The sequence below is a fragment of the Ruminococcus sp. SR1/5 genome, assembly GCF_000209835.1.
Taxonomy (GTDB): Bacteria; Bacillota; Clostridia; order Lachnospirales; family Lachnospiraceae; genus Blautia_A; species Blautia_A fusiformis.
Genome location: NC_021014.1, coordinates 2,217,252 through 2,225,882 on the forward strand (window position 1 = coordinate 2,217,252; position 8,631 = coordinate 2,225,882).

Here is an 8,631-nt window from a genome sequence, read left to right on the forward strand (position 1 = left end):
AACCCGGAAACTTTCCTAATTCAGTTAAACAATTATTTCGACATAAAAAACTCCCTGCTTCACTACTTTTCATAGTAAAACAGGAAGTATATAAATCTTATTTTGAGATCTCGTCGATCAGACGCAGCTCCTCAGCTGTAAACGGTGCACAGTGGATCGCTTTCACATTATCAAGGATCTGCTGCGGCTTGGAAGCTCCGATCAGAACACTGGTAACTTCCTTATGCTGAAGCAGCCAGCCAAGTGCCATATCAGCCAGCTTCTCTCCACGCTGGGCTGCCAGATCGTTCAGTCTCCGGATCTGATCCAGACGCTCCGGCGTCAGCACACTTTCCTTAAGGAATCTTCCATCTTTGCGGATACGGCTGTCCTCCGGGATCCCGTTCAGGTAACGGTCTGTCAGCTGTCCCTGAGCAAGAGGGCTAAAGGTGATCAGACCTTTTTTCAAAATGCCGGTGGTTCTCTTGAGACCGTTTTCTTCCACAGTTCTGTCAAAAACGGAATACCGGTTCTGGTTGATCACAAAGGGACATTTCAGATCCTTCAGGATCGCTGCCGCCTGGCTTAAGGTTTTTCCATCATAATTGGAAAGTCCCACATAAAGGGCCTTGCCCTGCTGAACCGCTGTTGCCAGCGCCCCCATAGTCTCCTCAAGCGGAGTCTCCGGGTCCATTCTGTGATGGTAAAAAATATCCACATATTCCAGACCCATGCGCTTCAGGCTCTGGTCAAGGCTCGCCAGAAGATACTTGCGGCTGCCCCAGTTTCCATAAGGGCCTTCCCACATATCATAGCCTGCCTTTGTTGTGATGATCAGCTCATCACGGTATGGCATCAGTTCTTCTTTCAGGATCTTGCCGAAATTCCGTTCCGCACTTCCATAGACAGGTCCGTAATTATTGGCAAGGTCAAACTGTGTGATACCATTGTCAAAAGCTGTGAAACACAGCTGCTTCATGTTTTCATAATCAGAAGTATCTCCGAAATTATGCCATAATCCAAGAGACACCTTCGGAAGCATCAGACCGCTTTCACCGCAGCGGTTGTACTCCATAGTTTCGTAGCGTTCCTTTGCAGGTGTGTACATAAAAAAGACCTCCCATAATGTAGCATGATTTACATTTTCTGTTACTGCTTTTACTATACTTCACCCACGTTTATCTTGCAAGACGGATCATATTCCAGCTGTGTTTTGCAAAAACTGCTTCCAGTTTTCCGCCGTCCAGCTTTGAGCACTCTGCACTGGCTTTTACAGGAACTACATTCTCCGGCTGAGCCTCTGTATTGGCTGCCTGAAGATCGTCATTATTGAGTACAATATGCTCTACGATCTTATATCCCTCAAACTGTCTCAAGTCGCAGGAAACCTCCATATCCTCATCCAGACTCTTATTCACTGCAAAGATCGTCAGCGTATCCTTTTCCTCATCCCAGACACACACAGAATCCAGATATGGAGCTTCTCCATAAGTCTTGCTTTCATATATAGGTGTGAGAACCTGTGTATTAAGGACGGTTCCTCTTCCAAACACACTTGTCAACATATACGGATAAAAGATCGTCTGACGCCATGCGCCTGTATCAGATGTCATGATCGGTGCAATAACATTTACCAGCTGTGCCATGCAGGCGATCTTTACGCGATCTGCATGACGGAGAAGTGTGATCAACATACTTCCCACAAGAAGTGCATCCTCAAAGTTATAAACATCCTCCAACTGATGGGGCGCCTGTACCCATTTTTCCAGCTTTTTATCCTGTTCATTGCTGTGGTACCATACGTTCCACTCGTCGAAGGAAAGATTGATCTGTTTTTTTCCATGCTTCTTTGCTTTTACAGCATCGCAGATGGAAACCACTCCTGAGATAAAATCATCCATGCCCTTGGAGCTTGCCAGAAAATCGGCAGTGTCTCCCGATGCATTTCCATAGTACTGATGCAGGGAAAGATAATCCACCTGATCGTAAGCCTCGTCAAGAACCGTATACTCCCAGGAGCCAAAGGTAGGCATTTCCAGACTGGAGCTTCCGCATGCAACAGTCTCAACCTCCGGATCCATAAATTTCATCAGGCGGGCAGTTTCTGCTGCAACTCTTCCGTACTCTGCCGCAGTTTTATGTCCCATCTGCCACGGACCGTCCATCTCGTTTCCGAGACACCATAATTTGATATCATGCGGCTGTTCATAGCCGTGAGCCTTACGGAGATCACTGTAATAGGTACCTCCCTTAAAGTTACAGTATTCCAGAAGATTTTTCGCATCCTCCGGTCCTCTTGTTCCCAGGTTTACTGCCATCATCACATCGCTGCCGGCTTTTCTGGACCAGTCCACAAACTCATTGAGTCCAAACTGGTTTGTCTCGATGACACCCCAGGCCAGCTCCGGTCTGGACGGACGCTGAGTTTTCGGCCCGACGCTGTCCTCCCAACGGAATCCGGATACAAAATTTCCGCCCGGATAACGAACGATCGGTACCTGAAGCTCCCTTACCAACTCCAGAGTATCCTTCCGAAATCCCTGCTCATCAGAAAGAGGGCTGCCTTCCTGATAAATCCCCTCATAAACCGCACGTCCGAGATGTTCTATAAAGGAACCATAGATTCTTTTGTCTGTTTTTCCGGTGAGGAAATATTTGTCCACGATGATCTGCGCTTTTTTCATTGTAAAAATCCTCCTGTAAATTATTATTTTCTGCCTGCCACTGCATTGGACTCTGTTTCCGATTCCGCCATATACAGGCTCTTACGCCTCTGTTCGCTCACACACTCTCAGACAGATCGGAAATCAACCGTTTCTATGTTTCATTTTACCATCCTGTTCTATCCATACCAGTGATTATCTTCCGAAACAGTTGACTTTTTTTCCGGTAAGATTTATCGTAAAGACAGTCTTACCAGACGGACGTCCCTCTGTCACTTTACTTTATACTTCCAGACAGAAAGTTCTTTACAATGCCACAGTCGGATTGTCTGATCTACGTAATGAAAGGAGCGCAGCATTTTCATGGATTTCACCTTAAATTTCTGCGAATACAACCGTTCCAACTCCGATTACGACAGGATTTTCCGACCGGAGGGAAGCGGAGATTTTCTTTTTCTTTTATTTAAAACACCAATGAAGGTTTATCTGGGCGGTCAGCTTACTGTCACCCGGGATAATGCCTGCATCTTTTATATTCCGGGAAATCCCCAGCATTATCAGGCTGTGCGAAAATTCCGGAACAGTTATGTCCATTTTTCCTGCGGAGAAAACCTGGCAAAACGGTTCGGACTTCCCTGCAACGAAATTTTTTACCCCAGTGACTGCCAGGAGATCGATCACTGTATCCAGAAGCTGCAGCATGAATATCTGAACAGAGAAGTTTTTTCCCGGGACTACGAGTATGCCCTGCTCTGCCAGCTGATGATCACAGCCTCACGGGAACTCCGCAGTACAGATACAGGCAAGTCTGCAGACTCGGAGCTCTGCAGCCTGTTCCAAAAAATCCGTCTGGAAATGCTTACAAATTACGAAAAGCCATGGACAACAGAAAAGCTCTGCGCCATGGCTAATCTCGAAAAAAGTCAGTTTTATTCCTGTTACCGGAATTTTTTTGACAGCACCCCTCATGCTGACCTGAATCTGCTCCGTCTGGAAAAAGCCAAAAATCTGCTCACCAACGAAGCTCTGCCTGTTCAACAGGTGGCTCTGCTGTGCGGATTTTCAAATCTCTCACACTTCAGCCGGTACTTCCGAAAGAACTGTGGCTGTTCGCCCAGTGAGTGGGCACGCCGCCCCTGACCAAAAGGATATTCACACTCTGCATTTACTGCGCAGGCAACTTGTCTGATCTGATCACCGTGCCGCATTACACTTCTCATAAGCAAACAGTGCCGCACCAAGCGCACCACAAAGCTGTGCCTCATCACAGATATAAAGCTTCGCTCCCAGCTTCTCCTCCAATGCCTGGATGATACCTTTATTTCTGGCAACACCACCGGTCATCATGTATTCCCCCGGATTCTTTTTGCCAAGGCGGGCTGCAAGAGCTCCTACCTTGGAAGCAACAGATACATTCAGACCATGGATGATATCTGCCACGTCCTTATTCTGGGCAACCAGGGAAACTACCTCGGACTCTGCAAATACAGTACACATGCTTGAGATCACTACGTTCTCTTTCCACTCCAGACCACGGGTACTCATCTCCTCCAGGGAAAGTCCAAGAGTACGGGCCATCATTTCCAGGAATCGTCCGGTTCCTGCTGCACATTTATCGTTCATCAGGAAATTTTTTACCGCACCGTTCTCGTCAATGCTGATCGCCTTGATATCCTGACCGCCGATGTCGATAACTGTACGCACATTCGGATTCAGATAATGGGCGCCCTTTGCGTGACAGGTAATCTCTGTGATACTGTCATCACCACTGTCAATATAGGCACGTCCATATCCGGTAGTAACGATACGCACGATATCTTCTTTCCTGATCCCTGCTTTTTCCACGGCCATCTCCAGGCTCTTCTCTGCACTCATCATAGCGCCGCCGCCTGTGGGAATGATCATGGTCGATCTAATTTTTCCGTCTTTATCCAGGATCACAACATCCGTACTTGTGGAACCGCTGTCGATCCCTGCCACATAATAAACTCCTGATTCCATTTTTTTCCTTATCTCCTCGCTGATTCCTTTTGATGGGTCCATATCCTCAGAGCCTTCCAGGGTCTCCGCAAAAGCCTGCACTCTGGTAAGGAGCTGTCCTGCACTCTGGCTTGTAAAATCTGTCTCGATCTTCAGAAGCGGAACCTTGATATCACGCTTGATGCTTGCATACTCAAATCCGTAATAGTCGCAGAATTTAATAGTATGATAAATGATCCCCTTCAGGTTCGGATCCAGATACAGCCGGTTTCTTCGGGTGCTGTTGTTCATACGAAAGCAGGGCATCTGGGAAAGAAGTGCATCCGCATAAGCCAGAAACATGGCATCGTCTTCCATTTTTTCCAGCTCCTCACGGATCACTGCAAGACGTCTTCCACCTGTACAGGTCAGGTTTTCCACATCCATGCGGATATTATCCCGGATCATTTTTTCCAGGATGCCGCTGACACGGACACCCAGAACACCGATATACGGCTGGTTATCCACAGGCTCATGGGAAAAAGCATTCAGAAATCCACTTCTGTCGAAGGTTTTCCCCGAAAATTTCTCATAAGCTTTCTTCAGACGGTGGATGCCCTGGGCAAGCTTCACCTTTTCACAGTCGTTATCCTCATGAGGCATGTCCAACATGTACAGAAATTTACATTTACCGGTACTTTCCACAATGTCGTACACACGGCGCATGGAATCACAGCAGTTAACAAGAACAAGCTGCTCTACCTTTCCCTCCAGCACTGCCTGGATCACAGATTTTCCGAAGCCACAGAGATTAGCATGGGCGATCTGGTCCGAAAGCTCAAAATTCTCCGGCATTTCCTCAAGAACCGCACATTCCTCGCCAAAGCCCTTAAACAGCTCCAGCGGTGTATATTTACAGACGTAATGTATCATGACCGTTTTTCCTCCTTACCTTCTGACAGCATTTCCAGATATGCCTGAAGTCGTGTGGATACCTGGCCGTCACTGGAATTGGCCGGGTTACAGCCATCACCGTCCAGGACCATGGTTGGAAGTCCTGCATTTTCCAGAGAATTTTTGATCAGGCTGGAGGCTCCGATGGTTCCCTTGCAGCCCCAATGCGCAAAAAGAATCCCGCCGTCTGCCTCTGTAAGGTTCGCCAGCTCCTGGGCACGCCGGATCCTCTGCTTCACACTTCCGTTGTAAATGCAGTTGATCATTTTTTCCGCAAGGGCCTCATAAGGATCCGAGGCCTGCATCCGCTGAAAACCGTCTGCAACAAAATCACAGGCACGGATATGCACGTTCTGGCTGTAATTAAATACATCCTTTACCGGCTCCTGCAAAAACGGCATCATATGCATCCACAAAATATGAAGACCTTCCCCCTTTGGTGCCTTCTTCACATCCTCAAGAAGCATTTTTGTGTATTTCAGGGATTCCTCTGAGCCCGCCAGAAGATGGCACATAAAGATCGCATACAGCTCATTTGTCAGGGAAGTCACCGGATCGTGATCCTTTCTGAGGGCAAGCTGGCGGCTGTAATAGGAGGCCGCTTCATTGCTGTTGGCAACTGCATGCTGTACCGACTGCTCGGAGATTTTTTCCCGCCTACATCCTCCAGGAATTTCTTCAGCTCACGGAGCTGATCTGCAACATAGCTGATGGAATCCTGATTTTTTTCATAGGGTACGTCAATATAAAAGCCCGGGATCTGATATTTCTGTTTCAGATAAGGAAACGTCATCATGTTTCCATCGCAGGCAAGGTTTGTGTAGATGGTACATTTTGGCTTCGGTACCAATCCTGTCATGGACGCTCCCAGAAAAACTCTGTGATAGGAGCACATGGTTTCCGGAAAGCCTTCTGATTCCGTCTGTGCCAGAAATGCCTGCTCACATCTGGTTCCGGCGATGAAGCAGGACATTGCCTCCACGGAATACGGAGTGATCCCTGCTGCTGTCAGAAGCTCTCCCGGTACAAAAATGCTCACCAGAGCGGTATCGTCCGGTTTTGCAAGGGCTTTGATAATATTCTGCATAACTACACGGGCTACATACTGTCCCGAAGCCGGAAGCTTCCTGTCAGGGAAAAGCTGCAGACGTTTTTCCTGAAGCCGATAGCCAGTGAGAAGAAGTTTTCGTGCTTTTTCCGGGTCCTTGATGGATCTCTCTCCCACCATATCCCCGAATTTTTTTATGATATCCAATCTGTTACCCCCTCCGTCAAGTCAAAAAATCTATTATAAGTCTGTCAAACGCTTACCCGGAATTTTTATTCTCAGACAAAATCCTGTAGCATTATCATCGTCTGGATGGTATAAAGTTTTCACCTGTCAGACCAATATTTTTATTATAAAGATATTTTTTTCAAATGTAAACACGCCAATTTTTACAAATTTGAAGCCTTTTGCACATATCAAAACATCAAAATGCAGATTTTCCACAAAACTCGCATTCCTTTTCGTGGAAAACCCGCATTTGTCTTATCGCATTATCTTCTGCTCTGTTTTTTCCGTTACTCTGTATCACATCTGATGACGTACCACCTTATATTCATCTCCGGAACGATAATACGGACATTCCTTGTAATCACTGCTCACAAAACGATAATATTCATCCTCATCCAGATTGACATCACAATAATATTCGTCACACTCTTCATCATATGTATAGTTTGCACAGTATTCGCAGCTGGTTCCCTTCATATTTATTTCTCCTCTCTTTGCAGGAAAGTATTTCTCCCTGCTGTTCTCCTGATTATATAATAAAAAAGGAAGAATTCCATTACTGAAATCCTCCCTCTTTTTTATATATCAGAACATTCCGTTCGCAGTCTTGTATTTGTAAAGCATCTCCGCATGATTCTGCTCTTCCACCTGGATATCTGCCAGAAGCTTCCTCACACCACTGTCTTCAAAAGCAAAAACATCCGAGTTGTATTCTCCGGAAATCAGCTTTTCTGTTCCGATACAGTCTGTTGCAAGAAAAGCATCGTGTTCCTTATCCTCTGAGGACATTACCGATGTGTAAGCAGCCTTTGGCTGGTAATCCCGTCCGTCGCTGTCGTTGCAGTTTACCTGGGGAACTGTACCGGAAAGCACCTGGCTCAGGGAATCGTAATGCTCCTGCTCTTTTTTCTGAAGAGTCTGAAATAAGCTTTTAAGCTCCGGATCCCTGGCCTGCTGTGCGTATTTTCCGTATTTTTCAATGCAGCTTTTTTCCTGTGTCTGAAGATCCTGGATCACTGTGCGTTCTTTTTCCTTTAATATCATTATGATCATCCTTTCTTTTGATAATAATGATAGTATGGTTTGGAAACGCGATTTTATTCATGTTTTACGCAGTCAGGATCTCCATCAGTGCTCCATAAAGATCCTTGTCCAGCTCCATAGACTGAAGCTCAGATAAAAGAACCGGCAGCTTCTTTCCGGCTGTGATCAGCTGATATAATCTGTCCTTCAGTACAAAACCGATCTCTGCCTGGTTCAGGAAATCAAAGACACGCTCTTTTGTCTGATTGTCTGCCACTTCGCCAGCGAGAATGATCTGCACCTCTGCCGCTGTGTCTGCTTCCACTTCCACACAGATCTTCTGAAGTTTCTCTTCATATTTTACAGCAGCCTCAGTCTCTGCTCCGTTAACCAGAACCTTCACAGTATCTGTTCCTGTTTTCGCAAAATTACAGAACTCCACGGTATAAGCTCTCTTTGCCGGGATCAACTCTGTTTTTCCCTGTGCGAGATGAATGGTAAACACTCCCTGATCCTTTTCCTTATAATCCATTTCCGTAAATACACAGGCACCATTTTCGTAAGCACAGGTTTCGTTGTCATCCTCATACAATCTGAAGCTTCCGTCAGCACCCGGGAATACCCGGATATTCAGGCTTTCCGGATTCTTTTCCGCCTCTGTTCCACGGATCTCATCGGTCATCACCAGAATACCGCCTGCTTTTGCAAGAACCGGGATACTGTCCAGAGTACGGTACATATCCACCATTCGTCCACCCTCATAGCGCAGACCTGTTT

At 46.5% G+C, this 8,631-nt stretch carries 7 protein-coding genes and 1 pseudogene; 1 reads left to right on the plus strand and 7 read right to left on the minus strand.

Features of this window, described 5'->3' with window-relative positions; translation table 11 throughout:
* Positions 1-97 precede the first annotated feature (97 nt).
* A complete protein-coding gene (locus tag CK1_RS11080; RefSeq protein ID WP_015526324.1) occupies positions 98-1,087 on the minus strand; it encodes an L-glyceraldehyde 3-phosphate reductase in 990 nt (329 codons plus the stop codon).
* 70 nt (positions 1,088-1,157) lie between these two features.
* On the minus strand, positions 1,158-2,663 hold the full coding sequence (gene arfA, locus CK1_RS11085; RefSeq protein ID WP_015526325.1) for an arabinosylfuranosidase ArfA: 1,506 nt from the start codon (positions 2,661-2,663) through the stop codon (positions 1,158-1,160).
* 342 nt (positions 2,664-3,005) lie between these two features.
* Between arfA and CK1_RS11090 the strand changes: the two genes are divergently transcribed.
* Positions 3,006-3,782, plus strand: coding sequence for a helix-turn-helix domain-containing protein (locus tag CK1_RS11090; protein WP_015526326.1), 777 nt, complete (start codon positions 3,006-3,008; stop codon positions 3,780-3,782).
* A gap of 54 nt (positions 3,783-3,836) precedes the next feature.
* Here CK1_RS11090 and CK1_RS11095 read toward each other — a convergent pair whose 3' ends face one another.
* The 5 genes and pseudogenes from CK1_RS11095 to CK1_RS11120 all read right to left on the minus strand — a co-directional run.
* On the minus strand, positions 3,837-5,534 hold the full coding sequence (locus CK1_RS11095) for an acyl-CoA dehydratase activase (RefSeq protein ID WP_015526327.1): 1,698 nt from the start codon (positions 5,532-5,534) through the stop codon (positions 3,837-3,839).
* A pseudogene (locus CK1_RS18345) lies at positions 5,531-6,783 on the minus strand (2-hydroxyacyl-CoA dehydratase subunit D). The gene CK1_RS11095 and the pseudogene CK1_RS18345 overlap by 4 nt, the downstream one beginning before the upstream one ends.
* A 345-nt stretch (positions 6,784-7,128) precedes the next feature.
* Positions 7,129-7,308, minus strand: coding sequence for a DUF6472 family protein (locus CK1_RS11110; protein ID WP_015526328.1), 180 nt, complete (start codon positions 7,306-7,308; stop codon positions 7,129-7,131).
* 108 nt (positions 7,309-7,416) lie between these two features.
* Complete coding sequence (locus CK1_RS11115; RefSeq protein WP_015526330.1) at positions 7,417-7,875, minus strand: ferritin-like domain-containing protein; 459 nt, start codon at positions 7,873-7,875, stop codon at positions 7,417-7,419.
* Between the two features lie 64 nt (positions 7,876-7,939).
* Positions 7,940-8,631: DUF5110 domain-containing protein (locus tag CK1_RS11120; protein WP_306288882.1), on the minus strand; the 692-nt coding region annotated here is incomplete at its 5' end.